Below are 19,002 nucleotides of genomic sequence, written 5' to 3'. Positions count from 1 at the left end.
ACCCCTCCCGGAAAGCTCGCTCGGGCGCCCAGCCGGCACCGCGCGATAGCCCAGACCGACGCATCGCTCCTCGCGGATCGATGCGGGGGGTGCGCCCTTCGACCGAGACGAGACAACCCGAGGAACCGCATTGACCACCGAGGCTCCCGAGACCCCCGACACCCCGTCCGAGACCGCCGAAGCTGCTGCGCCTGCCGAGGCTGCCGCGCCCGCTGAAGCTGCTGCGCCCGCCGAAGCGCCTACGCCCGCCGAGGCTGCTGCGCCCGAGGAGTACGACGCCGCCAACATCACCGTGCTCGAAGGGCTCGAGGCCGTGCGCAAGCGCCCCGGCATGTACATCGGAGACGTGCACGATGGCTCTGCGCTTCACCACCTGGTCTGGGAGGTGATCGACAACTCCGTCGACGAGCACCTGGCCGGGCACTGCAATCGGGTCAGAGTCACGATTCACTTCGACGGCTCCGTGACGGTCGAGGACAACGGGCGAGGGATCCCGGTCGACAAACACGAGCGAGGGGTCAGCGCAGCCGAGGTCGTGATGACGGTGCTGCACGCCGGCGGAAAGTTCGATCACTCGAGCTACAAGGTCAGCGCAGGCCTGCACGGCGTGGGTGTGAGCGCCGTCAACGCGGTGTGTGAGAAGCTGCAGCTGGAGATCAAACGCCAGGGCGGGCTCTATTTTCAGGAGTATCGGCGCGGCGTGCCCCAGGGCCCCATCGAGCGCATCGGCGAGACCTCGGAGCACGGGACCAAGGTCACCTTCAAGCCGGACACGCAGATCTTCACCAGCACCGAGTACAACTACGACATCCTGGCCAATCGCCTGCGGGAGCTGAGCTTCCTCAACTCCGGGCTGGTCATCGAGCTCAACGACGAGCGCAACGGCGGCCAGCGCGAGGTGTTCGAGTTCCAGGGCGGCATCAAGGAGTTCGTCGCGCTCCTCAGTCAGAAGAAGGAACCGATTCACGAGGACGTGATCGCCTTCACCACCGAGATGCAGACCGAGGACTCGAAGGCGCCCATCGGAGTCGACCTGGCCATCCAGTGGTCGGCGGCCTTCCAGGAACAGATCCTCTGTTACACCAACAACGTCCACAACAAGGACGGTGGCACTCACCTCACGGGCTTGCGCACGGCCCTCACCCGCATGCTCAACAGCTATGGGCAAGCACAGAACCTGCTCAAGGACGTGAAGAGCGGCATCTCGGGGGAAGACGCGCGAGAAGGGGTGATCTGCGTCATCCACGTCAAGCATCCCGACCCGAGCTTCGACTCGCAGACCAAGAGCAAGCTGGTCTCCAGCGAGGTTGCCGGCCTGGTGCAGAACGTGGTCGCCGAGCAGGTGGGTCGTTATTTCGAGGAGCACCCGTCCACGGCCAAGAAGATCCTGGAGAAGGCCGTGCTGGCCAGCCGCGCCCGAGAGGCGGCGCGCAAGGCCCGCGAGGTCGTGCGCAAGGGTGTGCTCGACAACACCCACCTGAGCGGCAAGCTCGCCGATTGTCAGAGCAAGGATCCGGCGCAGAGCGAGATCTACATCGTCGAGGGAGAGAGCGCCGGCGGCAGCGCAAAACAGGGACGCGATCGCCACTTTCAGGCCATCCTCCCGCTCAAGGGCAAGATCCTGAACGTCGAGCGCGCGCGCCTCGACAAGATGCTCTCGAGCCAAGAGGTCGCGACGCTGATCAGCGCCCTCGGCTGCGGCATCGGCGAGAACGGCAACTTCGACCTATCGAAGGTGCGTTATCACCGCGTGATTCTCATGACAGACGCCGACGTGGACGGAAGTCACATCCGCACGCTGCTGCTCACGTTCTTCTATCGCCAGATGCGCGAGCTGATCGAGAGCGGGTTCTTGTACATCGCGCAGCCTCCGCTGTTCCGCGTGCGCAAGGGCAAGAAAGATCTCTACCTGAAAGATCAGGGCGCGCTCGATCGTCTGCTCACACAGAACGGCATCGACGGGCTCACCGTGCAGAGCACCAAGGGGCCAGCCATCTCGGGCAAGCCCCTGTACGAGCTGGCGACGCGGCTGCGCTCGTTCCGGCACATCCTCGGCAAGATCGATCGCCGCTGTGACGCGCGGGTGGTCGGTGCCGTCTTGCGCTCCAGCGGCATGAAACGCGAAGACTTCCGGAGCGCCGAGAAGGTCAACGCTGCCGCAGACCAACTGCGCACCTACCTGGAAGGGCGATATCCCGACCTCTTGCCGCTCAGCGTCGACGTCGATCGGGACGACACCCACGGCGGCGGCCGCATCGCGGTCAAATTCCGCCCCGGCGCGTCCACCCGACCTGCGGTGATGGACTGGGAGGTCGCCGACTCCGCGGAGTACCAGGAGCTCTTGGCCATCGAGGAGGACATCCGCTCCATCGGGCCATTGCCTTACACCGCAAAGACCGAGACCGGGCAGCCAGTGAGCTTGCCCGATCCGGAGTCTCTCGACGCGCTGATCGACGAGCGCGGGCGCAAGGGCACGGCCATCACGCGCTACAAGGGGCTCGGTGAAATGAACGCCAGCGAGCTCTGGGAGACCACCATGAACCCGGACGCTCGGACCTTGCTGAAGGTGCGAGTGACCGACGACGTCGCGGCCGACCAGCTGTTCAGTGTGCTCATGGGCGACCAGGTCGAGCCCCGCCGCCAGTTCATCGAAGACAACGCGCTCAACGTCCGAAACCTGGATATCTAACGGAAATTTCGGGCCGAGGGCGCAGGTGCGTCGGCCCGAAGTCGGCGGAGCGGATTGACGCGTGCTATCCTCAGCCACCCCGCAGAGGGGATGCCCAATTCCTTTCTTTTCACAACCGGCCGACCTGTGCTTTAGTCCGCCGCCAGATTTCTAAAGAGGTGTGATCATGCGTGGTTCGTTGAAGCTTACTTTCGGTATCAGTCTGCTCGGCCTGCTCGTGCTGAGCGTCCCCGCCTGCGGCGACGACGACAGCGGCGGCGGTGGCACGAAGGCCACTGGCGGCAGCGGCGGCTCGACCGGCGGCAGCGGCGGTTCGACCGGCGGTGCAGCGGGGAGCGCAACCGGCGGCTCGGCAGGAACCGCAACGGGCGGCGCGGCTGGCAGCGGTGGCGCCACCACCTGCGGCGGCACAGCCTGTGAGACCTACAAGGTCGGCGGCCTCATCGCCCTCCCCCCGTGCTGCTCCAAGAACGACAAGTGCGGCAGCGACGTGAGTTCCAACGTCGGTATTCTCATCGGCGTCGCGGCCGGCTGCTACGAGATCGGCCAGAAGGGCAACGACGACTCGACCTGCCCGCAGCTCCTCTTCACCAACCCCCTCGACAGCGGACCGGCGGCCTTCGACGGCTGCTGCAACCACGCCACCAGCAAGTGTGGTTACAAGGTGAACATCACCAGCTCCGGCGGCCCGGACTTCGGCTGCATCGACGCGACCGGCCTGACCGACGCGCCGCAGACCTGCACGCCGATGACCTCGGACGGCGGCGGCACGGACGGCGGCACGGACGCCTCGACCGAGGGTGGCTCGGACGCTTCGACCGACTGATCAGTCCGTCGCAGCGACAATGCGGAAGGGCCGCGGAGCGAGAGCTTCGCGGCTTTTTTGCGCTTGGGGTGTCTCGCGACTCTCCCCGGCCCCGTAGGCCTCTCTTGCCGCAACTGCAACGCGCGGCCAACCGAGGGGTGCGGCGCTCGCCGTACCGTCCGTATGCTTGACGTCGGCACGACCAACGTGTTTCCAGGCCGCGTCCACCGCGGGCTGAACCGCGTCGCCGACGCGAGCTTCGATGGCGCCACAGCAGATGAAGCGCTGAAACCAGCCCCGATTCCGCGGCGGCACGATTTCAAGACGGGGCGCGCAGAGCACTTACGAACTGCATGCGAGCTCCGCGACGCTGGACAGGGCGAGTAAAGTGAGCCCCCGATCACTTCCGGCACGCGACATCGCAACCTACCCACGCTGCCTGGGCGTTCGACTCGCGATAGATGGTCGCCGCAGCGGACTTGGGTCCGCCGGCAGCGTTCACTTCGTCGCGGCATGGAAATGCTTTCGCGACGAGATCGCAACCAAGTGTGCCATAGCATCCCGCTTGCCGCGCGCACCGGAATATTGGAGCACAGGCCGGGTCGGTTGCGCATCCGGAGGTGCTGGCAGGTCCCTCCCCGCAAACGCACAATGCGCACGGGGAGCTGTCTCCGACTTGCTGGAGGCAGGACTCGACCGCGTTGGGGGCAAACGGCGTCCCCACGCACTGTCCGTGCACGCAGGCTGGCTGCACCGGCAGCGTCCCGCAGCAGGGCGCAATCAGCGGGCAGCTGGCCGCGCCTGCTTGTAATACGTCAAACTGAGCGGAAGAGTAGCTAGTGTTCAGATAGAAGCCACCACCGCAGTGCTCTCTTACACTGAAGCACGCACCGGCGTGCTCGCAGTCCGAGTCTACGTCACATGTTTTGTTCTCATAGACGAACTGCACAACCTCGCTGAGTGCCGGGCACACCGGCGGGAAGCGGTCTTCAAAGCCGTCAAGCTGACCCCATTCGTCCGCGTCCTTCGTGGTTGAACCGCATGCGCCGACGTAGGCCAGGGGGATGACGAGGGCCCATGCGACTAGTCTGCGCCGCGCGGTCATTCGTCAGCCTCCGCCCAGGCGACTCCCCAAGTGGTGCCTGGCAGGCCGCTATAGTTGAGCGGGATCAGACGGATGTTGTAGGTCTTCACGCCGCCACCGTTGTTCGGCACTCGAACGAACTGATAGTTGTTGCTGGTGCTGTTCGACGCGGCGACCAACGTCGTCCCATCGTAGACCTGCAGCGAAAAGATGACGAAAGGGTTCGCCGAGCAGACCTGTGAGGCCGTGCAGCCGCTGAACCCCCCAGGCGACGAACACCCCGGGTTTGCTGGGCACGTCGGCCGAGACTGGAAAAATGCAGCCGCTCGAAGAACCTTGCCCGGCGCAACGCTCGCGTTCCACTTCTCCGAATACACTGTATACGTGGGTGTGGTGACTTCCCACATACTTCCGAAGTCATGACCCTGGACAGCAGCTGGATTGTTACCATCCCTTTTTGAGCCAGCCCCGAGCACCCCGGCAGCCAGCGATGCGTTCAAGAGGCCCGCGCCATCGGAATCGTCAACACCGTCATGTAAGTTGAGCGGTGTTCCGTCGACATCCTCGTCGCCGGACGCCAACAATCCTGGGATGACCACTTCCGGCCAGGACTTCAGCGTTGGGTTGAACTCGTGGAGACCGGCAACAACCCCAGCCACCTGCGGGGCTGCCACACTTGTGCCGGTCAGCCCGGTGTCAGTGCTATTCAATGCTTTTCCAGCAGAGTCTACGTTTGAGCCAATGGCCACGAGATGCGGGACTTCGAAGCCAGTGGCGCCGTTGGGGTTCAAATCGCTCGAGTGGGCCGCCATGACCACGCTGTTGCGATCACTGCCGGAGTTTTCCTGCGCGGAACCCACGCTTACTCCGTTGCGCGGACGGCTCATCACCTTGGAGCCTGCGTTGGCATTGCCGGCGATGACAGCAATGAACGGATACGGGGACACGGAGGCTTTGTAGTCGTAGAGTCGATCACGTGATGATTGAAAAGCGTCCACCAGCGGATCGGGACCCATTTGGTCACTACAGCTGATCACCCGAGCGCCGTTCGATGTCGCCCAATTGAGCGCACTTGAGAACGCATCGGGCCCATTGGTTGTGCATCCGCCGTCCGTGTTTGCAGCGATCGTGCTGACCTCGTCCGCCATCCCTTCAAACCAAAGCGCTCCGCTCGAGGCGCGCACGATTCCCATCATCTGCCGGGCGTGGGAACCCCGCGCCCCGCCGGGGCAGTGGCAAAGGCGGGAGGTTCCAAAGCCAGAATCCGGGGCACACGAGCCGGACGGCCAGCCCGGGAGGTTCAGCGAACTGTCTGGGCGAACGAACTCAAGTATCGCGACGGTCTGTCCGGTCCCGTCGTGTCCTGCGTAGTCCAACCAAACGTCATTGGTTGTGAAGAAGTAGTTGGTCGTGCCCGGCTTCCAAGTCTCCTCGACGGGAACGATCTCCCAGACTTCGTCAGCCATGCCGGCCTGGTCCAGCGCGTTTCGACTGCCTCGAGCCAAGATGACTGGCGGCCCATACTCAGAGAAACCGGCGGTGCCCGACAGCAGCTCCAAGCCAGGGATCTTTCCGAGCCGGTCAAGCACGTCATTCGCCTTCGCGAACACCTTCGATTCCCGCTTCGCTTGTTCTTGGGCTTCAAGCCCTTCTCCGACAGTCTCCTCTTTCGGAACGTCATCGATCACATCGGGGCGGAACCAAATCTGGACTTTGATCTCCCGACCTGAGTCGGAATCCAGCGCGGCGCGTAGGGCGCCACGCATGCTCGCGTTGACGTTGTGAAACGCGAGTGCATCAAGCCGCTCTAGCTCCTCGAAATCCGCCGTCGACCCCGTTTCGTCGGTGACTGCGAAGCGAGAAACACCGTCTACAGAATTGCAGGTCTGGATTACGACCGTTCGGTTGATATTCTCGAACACGTGGGGAGTCGTCAGCAGGGCGGGGCCTTTGCAGGTGGCTTCGAGTTCTGCACGCGAGCCTCTGAGCGGGCCGCCATCGACTCGCTCACCGCACGCGATTGAACAGAGCGATACCGTGAGGATCATTGCGATTCGTGCTTGATTCTGGTGCCGCTGGCCCTCGATCTGCATAAAGTTCTCCTTCGGAGTCGCCGGGAGCCGCAGTAATCGAACTGCCAAGCTCCACTGAGTCGGCGGTGGCACGCGCCACGAATATCGGGTCACAGCAGACCGCCCGTCAGTGATTCTCGCAAGCGGTTCGGTCAAGAGACGTGGCTACGAGGCGAGCTCAACAGGGCGGCTTGCCGCCGCGAACGACCACGAAACCAAGTCCTGAGATCGTGATCGCGCGGCACAGCACGTCGGTCGCGCGTGCCGCGAAAGCCCGGCGATTTCTGGGCTGCTATGCCCGGCCGCCCCATCTCACGCCCCGCGGCCGCTGACGCCGGCGCCCTCTCCTCGCCAGACGCAGGAGCCGGCCGCGGCCCACAGCACACTTGCCAGCACGATCACCAGGCCGACGACCAGCAGAACGAGATACGCCAACAGTAACTCCCGCCCCAAGCGCTTCTCCGCGCTCGCGCGCACTACACCCCAAACGTCCTTTGGCGAGATGGAGCCCGTCCGACCCACCCTCTGCTTCACATCTAGACCTCCTCCAGCTCGACCCCCTCTTGCCACCCCATCACCCGCTCCGCCGCGCGCCACCACACGACGAGCACGGGGCGTGCGGATCCAAGGACCACCGAACGGGACACCAACCTCGGCTGCACTACCCCCCGCCTCCAGAAACGCCGGCTCGGTCCAGGCACTCCGACATCTCCGCGCGATCCCGGGTGTCCACCGGGTTCAGCCCCAGCGTGACCATGAGCTCCGCCAGGCCCCGCCCACCTTCGGTGGTCGTCCATAGCGGGCCGAACAGTCGCTGGAACTGCCGTATCAGACCTTGCGGCCACGCCGCGAGCGGCTCCTCCAGTCGCAGATACAGGAAGGCCGCCCGCTGCTCCGCACGGGCAAGCTTCGCAGAATGGTCGTCAGACTTCGGCATTGCGGCCTCGTGAAGCGCCCGTCGCGCAAGCGCTCGCACGGCGCCCGAGAAGGACAGTCGCGCTGCATTCCGCGGCGGCGCCTTGGACGCCGAGGTCCCAGCTCGAAGCATCAGATCGCCGGCCTCGAGCGGGCCGGTGGCGCCGGACAGTGCGATGGCCCGCTCGATTGTGTTCTTCAGCTCTCGTACGTTGCCCGGCCAACCGTGCGCGGCCAGGGCTGCTCTTGCACCATCGGTCAGCTGCCGACCCGGTGCGTGCGCCTTTAGCAGATCCTCGGCCAGCCAGTCGACGTCCGCCGGGCGCTCGCGCAGCGGCGGGACGCGCACCGCGAGCTGTGCGATCCGGTGATACAGATCGAACCGGAAGCGCTCAGCGCGAGTCAGATCGTCCAGATCACGGCTCGTCGCCGCGACGACGCGCACGTCAACCGGAACCTCGCGGTCGGGCGCGGGCGTTCAAGGAAGCTTCGATGGCCTCCCAGCTCAGCGCGTCCCCGGAGCCCGGGATGCAGAGCCCACCTTCGATCCGGGACGCTGGGACGGATTGTAGCGCCCCCGGGTGTAGCAGCCCGCGCCGCAGACGCGCAACGTCGAAGCTGGCAACGCAGCTCGCCGCCCGCGAGGCCGGGGCGCACGTCGCCGGCGTGGTGATGTCCACGGCGGAGCCACCAAGTGTCAAGATGATGGGGAGCGTAAACGCCGCCTCGGTTCCCGACGCGACGAGCGCCGGACGGGGCAGTCGGAGCATGTGCATGACCTCCGTTGCCTCGTCCCATACGACCGCCCGGAGCAGCGCGAGCGATGACGTTTTGGAATGCGCGAGCACCTGGTCACGCACGGCGTGATCGTTGGAATGACCGGGAGCGGCAAGACCGGTCTGGTGATCGTCACCGCGGAGGAGGCGTTGCGCGCCGGCGTGCCCGTGTTGATGATCGACGTGAAGGGCGACGTGCCCGATCTGCTGCTCGCGTTTCCGTCTTTCGACCCGGCGCATCTGGAGCCCTGGGCCCCTGCCGTGACCGAGCCGGGCGATGACCGCACGCCCCGGGAAGTGGCTGAGTCCATCGCCAATCAGCGGCGCGACGCCCTGTCCGCGTGGGGCATCGGCGAGAGGGATCTGCGCGCGTTCCACCAGCGCGTTGCGGTACGGGTCATCACGCCCGGGTCGACAGCAGGCGAACCACTCCACGTACTGTCGTCGCTAGAGCGGCGGTCGCCGCGCTGGGACACCGATCCCGAGGCCGCACGCACGGCGCTCGCGGCGGCGGTGTCACTGGTGCTGCGTCTGGTGGGACGCGATCCCGATCCGGCGCGGAGCCGCGATCACGTGCTCTTGTCCGTGCTCGCTGAGCGGCGCCTCCACGCAGGGGAGGGAGCCACGTTGGCGGCACTGCTGTCGGACTTGGCGAAGCCTCCCGTCGAGTCGGTCGGAGCATTGAAGGTGGACGCCTTCATGCCCAAGAAGGAGCGCGCTGCGCTCGCCGCCGCCCTGAACGGCCTGGTTGCCTCCCCGACGTTCGAGAGCTGGCGGTCCGGGGCCGGAATAGACGTGGCGAGCTGGTTGTCCCCAACGACGGACGGACGGACGTCGGCGGTGATCTTGAGCGTCGCTCACCTCGACGACGAGGAGCGCGCGCTGGTGCTCGGCGTCGTGTTCGAGGAGCTGCTGGCCTGGACACGATCGCTACCGGGCAGCCAGCGCCTGCGGGCGCTCGTGATGTTCGACGAGGTCTACGGCTTTCTCCCTCCGCACCCGGCCAACCCGCCTACCAAGCGCCCGCTGGTGTCACTGATGAAGCAGGCCCGTGCGTTCGGGATCGGCGTCGTCGTCGCCACGCAGAACCCCATGGACCTCGACTACCGCGCCCTCGGCAATGCAGGCGTATGGTGCATCGGTCGTCTTCAGACCAACGCCGACCGCGCCCGCGTGATCGAGGGAATGGCAGACAACGGAGCAGGCGCTCGCGAGCTCGACGAGATCGTGAAGAAGCTCGCCCCGCGCTGGTTCGTGATCCGGGACGTCCAAGCGTCCACGCGAACAATGGCGTCGCCCTGCTCCAACCGCGCTGGGCGATGTCGTGGATGCGCGGTCCGATGACGCGAAGCGAGCTGCGGCGAGCGCTCGAGATGAGGTGCAGCGAACGAGAGGCAGGGTTCCGGCCGACGGAGCCGTTGGTGAGCGTCCCAATCCCGCACCGGCCACCCAACATTGGCCGGGCTGGCGCGACACTCGAGGGGGAGTTTCACAAACGTAATCCGCCGACCTTTCAATAAATCCCCGCCGGGTTGGAGCGGTTTGCAGTGAACGCGCGCCACTACGTATCGTCCTTCGAACAGGCGAAGGTCCAATGGTGCAACGCTCAGTCGCCAAGAGTGCGGGAACTCCAGTTCCGGATTCATGTGATCGCGAGCGAGCCGCGGCGGTTGTTTTGCGTGCGAGGAGGCCGAACGATGGCATTCGATATTGAGAGACGTGGGGCTGCAACGACTGCCTGCGCGCTTACCTTTTGCTTGGGGCTTCTGTTCGAATCCCAGGAAGCAAGTGCGGTAACGTGCCCGACCAATGGCACTTGGAGCGCGGACATACCGGTGAAGGTGACGGTGCGTGACCACCCGAACACGCCCGGCACCGACTCGAAGTCGAACCAGGTCCGTGTGGAATTTAGCGAGCCCGTAGAGGCGAGGAGCTTGGTCGCGAGTGGGGTGTTGGGCAGTTTGGGCAAGAGCGAAGCAAAGTGTCTGTTTCTGGCTGGCGAATGCGTAGCGGGAACCGGTTCGGACGGGCCAATCTTGCGCGAGTTGGTGTTTCAGTTGTCCGGACCGGTGCCGAAGGCCGCTACGATTCAGGTAGTACTGCCACCCTCACTAAAAGGGGTCGCCCCGGACCATCGACGAAGGCAAACAGGTTGCGGGGACCGCATGGACTGCGGTAGCGGGCGGTGGGATGAAGTTCTCGACCGACACGACCGGGAAGTGGAGCACCTGTCAGCAGGGGGCCGCCGAATGTTGGTCTTTCGAGCGATAGTTGCGCTCACGATGCTTCTCCTCCCGTTCGCTTCCTCATGTTCGGCGTCGAGCGAAGCGGACTTGGGAGCCTGCGCAGCGTGCCAACATGAGTACGCCACCTGCTCGTTCCCGAATCTCCAAGAAGGGCTCGCCGTCGAGATTCGGGAGCGAGACAGTCACGGCTGCTCCGGCGTGGTTCAGGGTGCTCCCATGCATATCGTCTGCGAGCCCCTCCAGTTCTGCTGGGACAATCTGTCGACTTGCTACCCGGTCAAGTATTCAGAGGGCACGCTGCGATTCGACGATGGCGGGGTTTGCGGTTGAATTGCGTTGGCCCCCTGTGCCCTTGCCGGGGTAGCCGGCCGACATGGGACGCACTGGCCTTCCCGCCGCCCCGGTCCGTGTGCCCGGGCGTGATCCACGCGGCGTAGAGGGCGCGCCCTGGGCGAGTACGCCGATGGAGATAGCGGCGCCCCCTCGCGAAACTTGACCATGGGCGGTGGGAGGCGGAGTTTCATTCTGGATTCGTCAACGGAAGGGTCGTATCGCACCCCCCGCGATGGGTTGGAACTCCGGGATCAGCCTGTCGACCGGTTGCGCGCCTGGCTGGTCCGCAACGCTTCCGGTATGATGAGCTGTTCATGAGCGGAACGATCACCGTGCTGTGGCTCATTGACGAGCGCGACCTCCCCGCGGAACGCGACGAGCGCTTCCGCCACGTCACCGGTGACCCCGACCGGCCTGGCGCGGTCATCACCGGCCTCCTAGCCGACGGCGCGGTTCTCGCCGTCGTACGCAGTGAAGAGGAGGGGCAGCGCGCCATCGCCTACGGCGCCGATGAGGTGGTCGTTGGGTCCGAAGCGCTCCGCGGGGGCTTCGAGAAGTCGCTCCTGCGGACGAACGCGCGAGCGCGCGCCCGGATGCATCGCGACCTTTTCCTGATCGACCTCATCCGCAAGGACGACACCGCCGCCCTCGAGCTGCTGTCGGCAGCGCTGGGCGAAGAGCTGCTGGTGCCACTCTCGCGGGCTTCCGACGAGAGCAAGGGGCTCGTCGAAGAGCTTGGAAGAAACGGCGGACCCGCCCAGCGGGCGAGCGCGATCGCCGAAACCGTCGCTGGCGCTGCGCGGGTCATCGAGAAAATGAAGGAGCTTGTCAGCACGGAGCCAACCGACGAGGTCGTGGACCTCTCACGGATCGCGCGCGATGTGGCGCGCGAGCTCGCTCCCGGCGTACGCCCCGTGGCTGGGCTCGAAGTGAACGTCGTCGACCGCCCTTGCCGTGTCGGCATGCCGAGGTGGCAATTGGTGATGCTCGTCGCAAGCCTCGTCGAGAACGCGGTGCAGTCCGTGGCGGCTCGCGGTGGCCCCGGCCGGATGGTGTCGGTTCGGGTGAACGTCACGGAAGGGGCCGCGGTGCTCGAAGTGCAGGACGACGGTATGGGTATGGACGAGGATGAGCGCTCGTACGCCGCCGATCCCTTCTTCACGACCAGCGGAAGGGGCCGGCTCGGGCTCGGCCTCACGCTCGTCTCGGCGCGCGTGCGGCGCGCCGGCGGCGAGCTCGTCATCGAGTCGGACCCCGGCGTCGGAACGACCGTCCGGGCGTTCCTGCCACTGGTTGGCGAGCCCTCGGTCGGGCCAGAGCCGAACTGACCGCCAGGGCGACCGTTTCCGCCGGAAACGGCCGGCTGGGCTTCTTTTTCCCTGAATCCGTGTTCGAGCTGTCAACCGCCCACTTGAAAAGCGTTCGCCGTCCCCGCCCGGCCGACGGGGGACGTGCGCCAGCAACCACGTCCACCGCTTCCGCCCGACCGGCGCATCGTCCTTCTCGCCGAGCAGCTCGAGCTGATCGCCTCGAGCCGGAGGTGGCTTGTGACAGGCCGCATCCACGGGCGGCTTGGGCACGACGAGGGACCGGCGCGATGAGTGGCTCGAGAGCACCCCGAAATACCGGAGCATGTGAAAGCGTGGAGGCGGCACGGCCGCCACCAACCGCGCAATCAGGTCGTGGGGCTCGAGCACCAGCGCGCGGGTGCCGTCCCGCCACACCTTCTTGAAGATGAGCTCGAGCCTGCCGTCCTGCCGGCGCTCGAGGCGGTCCTGCGCGATCGGTGGGCGCGTGATGTACTTGACGCGCTTCGCGATACCCGACGGGCCGACGGGGTACCGAGCCGCTCCACTGTCGGCTATCTCGGCCGTCGACGACCTGCGCCGCATGCAAGTTGATGCCGCGCACCTCCGCGATGGGCGCATCCGTCGCGTCCGCGGCACGCGAGCGCTCGGGCAACTCCGCCGGCACGACCAACCGCAAGGGCGGCTTGCCTGCGCGCTCACCGCTCACGCCAATGCCCTGCGCAGCGGCCGCGTAACACGCAGCCAGCCCCGGCTCGTCAAAGCACAGCTCCGGCAGCTCCTGCTCACCGAGCTGGGGGTCGAGGCTCCGGCTTGGCCGACGTTCGCTCGTCCTCGAACGTCGACATTGGCATCGCGGTCACGCGCCTGAGAACGTCGAGCGCCTTCAGAATCTCGAGCTTGTGCGGACGCCCGCCGTGCCCGCTGCGCTTCGACGACGCACCGATGCTGGGCGCGAGCTGCAGCGCGTACTCCACGTGGAGCGGAAACGGACCCGCGCGCCGGACTTGTTTCAGTGCGGGTACGCCGACGCTAATTCAATGGCGACCCGAGCAAGTTCGAGTTCGAATCTGTTCGGTTATCGACGCTGGATCAGGCTTGACGGCGTTCTTCATCGAAGATGCGGGGCAGATCTCTTGGCTGCAACGAAAACGGTTGCCGAGGCGAAGACGGTTGAGAAGATGGGCTCCGGCTTCGGGTCGCAGGCCTGCGCACGGAAGGATGTTGGACATGTTGGCGTTTCGCTTCAGGACCACCACGCTGCTCTCGCGGGTCTGTTCCGCTGCCCTCAGGCGATCCCCATCCAGGGCATCCAGATTGGTGGCATGGGGATTCGTGCTACCATTTGGTGTGGTCGCAAGCGTACTGTCCAGCCCGACGCAAGCGCGCGCACAAAGCTCGTCGGGGGTGATCGTGGAAACGGTTAACGACTACGGTTGGTGGAACTGCTCCCCCGCTGGGAGCTGCGACACCATCTGCAACAGCGAAGGAAACAACCTGTACAGCTCGCTGACGGCTGCCGGGGTCCACTCTTTGCTGATGTTGGTCCCGGTGGCAGCGTGGAAGTCGCCCCTTACGGGAAACGTCTGGGCATCTGACGCGCGGACGGAACCCAACCGGGGCTCTGATCTCGCATACACACTGGCATCGGAGCAGTAGCGTTGACTCGTCGTCAGGCTGCGGCAATCTTGGCGGCTATCGTCGCAGCGTGCGCCTGCGGCTGCGGCGCTGACGATGGTGGCGACTCCTCGGGTACGGGTGGCGGCTCCGCGTCCGGGGGATCTGGAGGTACGAGCGTCGGTGATGCCGCGGCCGATTCTTCGGTGAAGGACCCGCAGTGCGAGGTGATCCAGCCAGGCGATCGGGCCCCAGAGGGGGCGTGCGTCGTAGCGGCGGTTTGTGAAGGATACTGGCTGTTCCAATGCCCGGATGGCTACAAGCCGGGGATGACCTATCCGTGGATTTGCGATTGCACAACCGGGACCTGGAAGTGCACGTCTCCGAACGGGGCCGGGCTCTCGTTCCCCGATTGCACCGGCCACACGGGTGACGCCAGCGACGGGGATGGTGGGTAACGCGGCAGCAACGGCACGAGCTCGGCGATCAGACGCTGCAACTGTGCAACTGCTGCAACCGAAGATTGCAGCGTCGCCCTCTGTGCCACGGTTCGGCGCGTTGCCGTGCAGGAACGGACGCATCGCGGAAAGACGCGAGTCCGGCGATTCGGCGATTCTCGCCGCGTGGGCCCTGAAGAACAGTGGGCCCCGACCCCGAAGGCAAAGTGAGTTGAAGTGTAACCCTCGCGCTCTAGTTGCCGTTGGTTCGCTCTCGTGGCGTGCGCCAACAAAGAGAATATCGGCGACCGGGCTGGTGGCACCGACGGTGGGGTCGAGTGTACTCGACATCGGCGGCGAACACGACCCTTGGAAGTCCCCGACGGGCCGCCCGGCGATGCTCAAGTCCGGTTGGCGGCCTCCCGCAAAAGTGCGCGCAGCACGCCGAGCCGCTCGTCCAGATCCTCCAACATGGCGATGTAGACGTCGATCTCCTCGGCGGCTATCTTCTTGACGGCACGCTGATCAGAAAAGGCGTCGACTGGCATTTTCGTGACGCGGTACAGCGCGTCCAGGGCTCGGACCACCTCGAGCTTCCGCGGCCGCCCGCCGTGACCTTTGCGCGCGCACGCAGCAGCCGTCTCTATCGCGGCCGCACCGAGCCGTTCCCGTTCGGCCCTGGCTAGCAGCCTGTCTTGGTCGCGCGCCGGCAGGCCGAGGACCGCCCGCACGTGAGTGACCCCGAGGTGCTTGCTCTCGCGCAGCTGCGGATGACGCAGCGAAAGCTCGTAGATCCCCACGGCCCGCCATAGGTTCGCCCGGCTGATCCCGAGATCGCTACGGTCTGCTAGCTGCGTGAACGACACTTCCTTCGGCCCGTTGAGGCGCAGCAACTCGGCATCGCCGTGGAATATGCGGCGGAAGACGATTTCACCGATGCTCAGCGCCATCTCGAGAGTCCCGACGCGCGCCACGTGCTGGATCTCGGCGGCCGCTTGTTCGATCACGTCGGCCGTCAGCGCGCGACTGCGAGCCCCGCCCGACGCGAGTCCGCCCCGCCGTCCACCGTGCCGCTTTCCCGCCGCCACACGACAAGGACACCAGGGCTCTCTGCGGTGCGCAAGGTGGTAGGGTGTGTGCACCGCTAAAGGTCCTATACGAACAGCCGTTGCAAGGGCGCGACGAAAGCTGGACTGGAGTCCTCATGGGTTCCGTGAATGCAGGCCGCCATGCCGGGTTGACCGTGGACCTGGCGCGCGGGCTCGCCGAGCTCGGCCTCGAGAGACGCCTCGCGGACACGCCGTCCGGCGCGCACATCCGCGGCCTTTTTTTCAAGCTCGCCGAACACGCGCTTGCAGAACGCTCGAAGGACTTGGTCACCGTGTGGCGCGCCGCGTCGGGAGCGCGGTCGCGGTGGTCCTTCAGGATGTACTCGACGCGGGACTTCCTTCGGGAGCAAGCCATCGCCGCGGCGCTGCTGCAGCCAGACGACCCAGGCGAGGGGCTGCGCCGGATGTGGACTTCCACTCCCCGGCTCACTCCACTCATTCGAGCGGACGGGTTCATGCGCTACCTGGGCGGAAACGAGCCGATGGGTGCGCTGAGATGGCTCGAGCACAACCGCGGAATGATGTGCGACTACGGCGACTGGTGGGTCGAGCCGACCGGCACGAGTAGCGCCACGTTCCACTATCGCGACGAGTACACCTGGATCGAGCACTGCCACCTCGGCGGTGTAGAAGGGACACTTGTGCGCTGTGGAGTTTCGCCCGTCGTTACTACTGAGCTGGACGGGCCCTACCGCGGCCGCCTGCTGATCCGCTGGGCGTAACCCAGCTTTGCGCCACGGGTAGAATCGCGGCCGCAACTCGTGTGCTCCCGCGCCGCCACCCGGGCGAGTTTCGGGACCGGGGAGAGGAGTGCCAATGGAGCATCAAGACATCAGTGTGCCCGCGGTCGCGGGCGAGACCCAGTGTGCAACCAGCGCGCACTCTTTCCTGCAGACGCTCGCGGACCGGGGAGTGTCCGTTGCATTCGGGATACCGGGCGGGACAGCGAGCCCGCTCTTCGACGCGCTCCGAAGCGTGCGCGGGCTGCGCTACGTCGCAAATCGCCACGAGGCGGGTGCCGCCTTCGCGGCGCTTGGCTTCGCGCGCGCCACCGGCACGCCCGCGGTTGTCCTCACGACCTCGGGTCCAGGCGTAACCAACACGCTTACGGCGGTGGCGTCGGCGTATGCCGAGGAAGTGCCCATGATACTCGTGTGCGGCGAGGTGCCGTTGCGCGCTTACGGTCGCGGCGCCCTCCAGGACGGGACGTCGGTAGGTTGGCGCGCGCACGACGTGATTAGGCCGATCACTCAGTGGTGCGGATGCCTCGCGACGGCCGGGTCCGCGCCAGCTGTTGCGTCGAAGGCGCTGCTGGCCAGCACGGTCGGGACGCCGGGGCCGGTGTTCGTCACCGTGCCGCTGGACATCGGTTCGTCCGTCGCGCTGGCAACGGAGATCCACCTGGGCCCGCCGCGAGCGCCCGATGAGGCGAACGAGTCTGCCTGCCGGCTGCTCGGTCACGAGCTCTCCCGAGCATCGAGACCACTCATGGTCCTCGGCAATGGCGCGCGACGTGCCGGCGCGGAGGCTATCCATGTCGCGGAGCGACTCAGCATCCCCGTTGCCGTCACTGCGCACGCGAAAGGCGTGTTCCCGGAACGCCACCCGCTCTATTTGGGCGTGCTTGGCCTCGGGCAACACCCAAGCGTTGATGAGTACCTGCGGAGCCCGCCCGACGTCTCGCTCGTCGTCGGAAGCGGGCTCGACGACCTCGCCACCAACGGATGGTCGCTGCCGCTGGTCGGCACGAGGGTGAGCTTCCAGATCGACCGCGACGCGAGGACGCTCGGGCGAAGCATGGCGTTCACCCACCTGATCGTGGGTGACGCGGCCCGCGCCCTGGAGACCACCGTGGGGTTCCTCCCGAGCGATGTCGCTCGACCCGTGCGAACTCAGCCCCGGTTTTCGAAGCTGTGCCCAGAGCTCGCACACTCGGACGCCGTGCCACTAAAACCGCCCCGCGCCCTCCGCGCGCTCGCCGAAGCGTTCCCGAACGCCGTGTGGGTCTCCGACATCGGCGAGCACCTGGCGTACGCGCTGCACTACCTGCAGGTGGATGGGCCGAGCGACTTCCACAACTTTCTCGGGTTCGGCTCGATGGGCAGCGGCATCGGCGCGGCCGTCGGCATTCAGCTCGCGCTTCCTGACAGGCAGGTCGTCTGTGTGTGCGGGGACGGCGGCTTCGCGATGATGTTGGGGGAGCTGCTCACGTGCGTCGAGCAGCAGCTGCCCGTCGTCTTCGCGGTGATGAACGACGGCCGCTGGAACATGGTCGAGCACGGATTCCGGACCGTTTATGGCGCCGTGCCGGACGGCTTCGTGAACGCGGTTGCGGACTACGCCGCGACAGCCCAGGCCATCGGCGCGGTCGGCGCGAAGGTTGCAACGCCGGAAGATCTCGACCCGCCCGCGCTGCGGGCGCTGGTGAAGGCACGCCTCCCGGTCGTTCTGGACGTGCGCATCGACGCCAGCGAGTCGCTCACGCCCGGCACTCGTGCGGCGAGCATCCGACACTTCTGCGCGGAGGTGTCGTGATGCTCGACGATGAGAAGCTGCTCGAGAACGTCCGGCTCGCCGCGGGGTGCGGTGCGGGGCCAACGATGCTGCTCACGGTCGCGCTCGCCTCGAGCGGCGCGGTCAGCATCGACGAGGCGCTCGACCGACTGAACCGCCTCCGCGGTCACATCGCCAAGCTCGAGAAAGAGACGCAGCGTCCGCACGCGGTGCTGGCCGAGCTCGAGCCCGAACTCTTGGAGCAGCCGCCGGTAGCGAGAATGCGGCTCGACATCGGGGACCACGAGCTCCGCGGACGCCTGGTGTTCGGAGAGCTGCTCGGGCGGAAGTCCTTCATGCAAGCGGCTGCGTTGGCGGTCGCAGGGGTCGGGATCTCGGAATCCGACGGCAAACTTCTGGACGACATCGGCGTGCTTGCGCAGCTTGCTGATCCGCGGATCTGGCCGCTCACGGTCGCCAGGCGCATATCGGCCAACGGCGGGAGCCTTGCAGAGGCGGTCACAGCCGGCGTCGCAAGCCTCTGTACGGAGCAGATGACCGGCATGCCGTCGGCGGGGATGATGCGGTTCCTCGAGCGTGTCGAGCAAGCGGTGGCACGAGGCGAATCCCTCGAGTCAGCGATACGCGGCGCGTTGTCACGCGGAGAACGCATCCCGGGTGTGGGTCGGCCGGTCCTTCGCGGGGACGAGCGGATCGCGCCGATGCTGGAGACGATGGCTCGGCACGGCCGCGGCGACGGTCCGAGCGTGACGCTCGCGAAGAGCATCGACCAGGTACTAGCGACGCAGAAAGGACTACGCGTGAACTCCGCCGGATTCTGCGGCGCGCTCATGCGCGACCTGGGGTTCCTGCCGGACGCAGCGGCGGCCTTTTGCCTCATCTACTTTCTGGTGCCGGTGCTCACGCACGCGACTGGTCCGCGCGCCTCGGGGTAGTGTCCTAATTTGAACTTGCGCGCGGCGAAAGGCCGCTCACATGCCCACACTACGGGCCATTCCAATCCTGCGCGAGCAGAAGGTCTGGCGGAAGACGCGCAGACCCCATCCGTCCGGCCTCGTGTCGCTGGACCGTCTCTCACCCGACGAAGAGGTGAGCGTT

The 19,002-nt window shown here is 66.1% G+C and carries 12 protein-coding genes and 1 pseudogene; 7 read left to right on the top strand and 6 right to left on the bottom strand.

What is annotated here, in order from left to right:
• Positions 1 to 130: 130 nt before the first annotated feature.
• The gene (gene gyrB / locus IPI67_00550) at positions 131 to 2,689 is read left to right on the top strand and encodes a DNA topoisomerase (ATP-hydrolyzing) subunit B (protein MBK7578668.1); all 2,559 of its coding nucleotides are present in this window, start codon (positions 131 to 133) and stop codon (positions 2,687 to 2,689) included.
• A gap of 166 nt (positions 2,690 to 2,855) precedes the next feature.
• Positions 2,856 to 3,515 (top strand): hypothetical protein, encoded by a 660-nt coding sequence (locus tag IPI67_00545; GenBank protein MBK7578667.1) that lies wholly within the window; start codon positions 2,856 to 2,858, stop codon positions 3,513 to 3,515.
• Positions 3,516 to 4,595: 1,080 nt separating this feature from the next.
• Here the strand turns inward: IPI67_00545 and IPI67_00540 are convergent.
• The 4 genes from IPI67_00540 to IPI67_00525 form a co-directional block, all read right to left on the bottom strand.
• The gene (locus IPI67_00540) at positions 4,596 to 6,671 is read right to left on the bottom strand and encodes a S8/S53 family peptidase (protein MBK7578666.1); all 2,076 of its coding nucleotides are present in this window, start codon (positions 6,669 to 6,671) and stop codon (positions 4,596 to 4,598) included.
• Between the two features lie 291 nt (positions 6,672 to 6,962).
• Positions 6,963 to 7,184 (bottom strand): hypothetical protein, encoded by a 222-nt coding sequence (locus IPI67_00535; GenBank protein MBK7578665.1) that lies wholly within the window; start codon positions 7,182 to 7,184, stop codon positions 6,963 to 6,965.
• Positions 7,185 to 7,311: 127 nt separating this feature from the next.
• Positions 7,312 to 8,010 (bottom strand): sigma 54-interacting transcriptional regulator, encoded by a 699-nt coding sequence (locus tag IPI67_00530; protein MBK7578664.1) that lies wholly within the window; start codon positions 8,008 to 8,010, stop codon positions 7,312 to 7,314.
• A gap of 1 nt (position 8,011) precedes the next feature.
• Positions 8,012 to 8,425, bottom strand: a complete 414-nt coding sequence (locus tag IPI67_00525) for a hypothetical protein (GenBank protein ID MBK7578663.1) — start codon at positions 8,423 to 8,425, stop codon at positions 8,012 to 8,014.
• On the opposite strand from IPI67_00525, the gene IPI67_00520 reads away from it, so the two are divergent.
• Together IPI67_00520 and IPI67_00515 are read left to right on the top strand one after the other, a co-directional pair.
• On the top strand, positions 8,402 to 9,685 hold the full coding sequence (locus IPI67_00520) for a DUF853 family protein (protein ID MBK7578662.1): 1,284 nt from the start codon (positions 8,402 to 8,404) through the stop codon (positions 9,683 to 9,685). The genes IPI67_00525 and IPI67_00520 overlap by 24 nt on opposite strands.
• Positions 9,686 to 11,234: 1,549 nt before the next feature.
• The gene (locus IPI67_00515; protein MBK7578661.1) at positions 11,235 to 12,248 is read left to right on the top strand and encodes a HAMP domain-containing histidine kinase; all 1,014 of its coding nucleotides are present in this window, start codon (positions 11,235 to 11,237) and stop codon (positions 12,246 to 12,248) included.
• A 273-nt stretch (positions 12,249 to 12,521) separates the two neighbouring features.
• On the opposite strand, the pseudogene IPI67_00510 reads toward IPI67_00515, so the two are convergent.
• Both IPI67_00510 and IPI67_00505 read right to left on the bottom strand, forming a co-directional pair.
• Positions 12,522 to 12,848 (bottom strand): annotated as a pseudogene (locus tag IPI67_00510) (transposase).
• A gap of 1,834 nt (positions 12,849 to 14,682) precedes the next feature.
• Positions 14,683 to 15,288 (bottom strand): hypothetical protein, encoded by a 606-nt coding sequence (locus IPI67_00505; protein ID MBK7578660.1) that lies wholly within the window; start codon positions 15,286 to 15,288, stop codon positions 14,683 to 14,685.
• A gap of 197 nt (positions 15,289 to 15,485) precedes the next feature.
• Between IPI67_00505 and IPI67_00500 the strand changes: the two genes are divergently transcribed.
• The 3 genes from IPI67_00500 to IPI67_00490 all read left to right on the top strand — a co-directional run bounded on the left by IPI67_00500 (position 15,486) and on the right by IPI67_00490 (position 18,839).
• The gene (locus IPI67_00500; protein ID MBK7578659.1) at positions 15,486 to 16,112 is read left to right on the top strand and encodes a DUF2378 family protein; all 627 of its coding nucleotides are present in this window, start codon (positions 15,486 to 15,488) and stop codon (positions 16,110 to 16,112) included.
• A gap of 94 nt (positions 16,113 to 16,206) precedes the next feature.
• Positions 16,207 to 17,925 (top strand): thiamine pyrophosphate-binding protein, encoded by a 1,719-nt coding sequence (locus IPI67_00495; GenBank protein ID MBK7578658.1) that lies wholly within the window; start codon positions 16,207 to 16,209, stop codon positions 17,923 to 17,925.
• Positions 17,925 to 18,839, top strand: a complete 915-nt coding sequence (locus IPI67_00490) for a hypothetical protein (GenBank protein MBK7578657.1) — start codon at positions 17,925 to 17,927, stop codon at positions 18,837 to 18,839. The genes IPI67_00495 and IPI67_00490 overlap by 1 nt, the downstream gene beginning before the upstream one ends.
• Positions 18,840 to 19,002 lie beyond the last annotated feature (163 nt).

The organism is Myxococcales bacterium (genome assembly GCA_016706225.1).
In the GTDB taxonomy this organism is placed as follows: domain Bacteria; phylum Myxococcota_A; class Polyangia; order Polyangiales; family Polyangiaceae; genus JADJKB01.
The sequence above is the reverse complement of the archived record's forward strand: the minus strand, read 5'-3'. Positions and strand labels throughout refer to the sequence as shown.

Coding starts and splice junctions, on each gene's coding strand:
- IPI67_00495 (MBK7578658.1), top strand. CDS start 16,207: ATGGAGCATCAAGACATCAGTGTGCCCGCGGTCGCGGGCGAGACCCAG.
- IPI67_00515 (MBK7578661.1), top strand. CDS start 11,235: ATGAGCGGAACGATCACCGTGCTGTGGCTCATTGACGAGCGCGACCTC.
- IPI67_00490 (MBK7578657.1), top strand. CDS start 17,925: ATGCTCGACGATGAGAAGCTGCTCGAGAACGTCCGGCTCGCCGCGGGG.
- IPI67_00545 (MBK7578667.1), top strand. CDS start 2,856: ATGCGTGGTTCGTTGAAGCTTACTTTCGGTATCAGTCTGCTCGGCCTG.
- IPI67_00520 (MBK7578662.1), top strand. CDS start 8,402: ATGCGCGAGCACCTGGTCACGCACGGCGTGATCGTTGGAATGACCGGG.
- IPI67_00540 (MBK7578666.1), bottom strand. CDS start 6,671: ATGCAGATCGAGGGCCAGCGGCACCAGAATCAAGCACGAATCGCAATG.
- IPI67_00500 (MBK7578659.1), top strand. CDS start 15,486: ATGGGTTCCGTGAATGCAGGCCGCCATGCCGGGTTGACCGTGGACCTG.